Genomic DNA, 909 nt, shown 5'->3' with positions numbered 1-909 from the left:
TCAAACCTTTGTTGATATCGCGGATATTAGTGCTGCCTTCAATTAAGAAACTGCCATCGCCTTGTGGGCTGATTTCATCAGACAAACTAGGAGAAATAGACGTTGTGAACTCACCAATGATCTCTTCTAGGATGTCTTCAAGGGTGATTAGACCGATAATATCACCGTACTCGTCTACGATCAGACCGATGCGCTGCTTGTTGCGCTGGAACTTCAACATTTGTACGTTCAGCGGCGTTCCTTCGGGAATGTAATACACTTCATCTGCCGCGCGCAGTAACGTCTCTTTGTTGAACTCGTTCTTTTCTAGCATCAAACGGTACGCTTCACGTAAACGCAGCATGCCAACGACTTCATCGATTTGGTCGCGATAAAAAACGATTCGACCGTGTGGCGAGTGTGTTAACTGACGAACAATGGATTTCCAGTCATCGTTAATATCGATACCCGTAATCTCATTACGTGGCACCATAATGTCATTTACAGTAACGTGTTCGAGATCGAGAATAGACACCAACATGTCTTGGTGTCGACGAGGGATAAGTCCGCCAGCTTCATTTACGACCGTGCGTAACTCTTCCGAACTCAGATGATCCTCTACCGTGTGATCAGCTTTCACGCCAAGCAAACGAATGAAACCATTAGTAATAAAGTTCACCAGCATTACGAGCGGTGATAGCACTTTCATTAGGATAGTGAGCAAGATGCTGCTCGCGTAGGAAACACGCTCTGGATACAGCGCTGCAACGGTTTTTGGTGTGACTTCGGCAAACACCAAGACAACCATAGTTAGCGCACCCGTTGCGATCGCGACACCTAAATCGCCGTACAGGCGCATGCCGATGATGGTCGCAATTGCTGAAGCAAGAATGTTCACGAGGTTGTTGCCGATAAGAATAAGACCGATCA

At 46.6% G+C, this 909-nt stretch carries 1 protein-coding gene; it reads right to left on the bottom strand.

The features are described from left to right. A partial coding sequence (locus tag R7P74_RS25325; protein ID WP_318123398.1) for a CNNM domain-containing protein occupies nucleotides 1-909 on the bottom strand: 909 nt, incomplete at both ends.

Source organism: Vibrio sp. 2033 (assembly GCF_033339735.1).
This window is presented reverse-complemented; position numbering and strand designations above follow the sequence as displayed.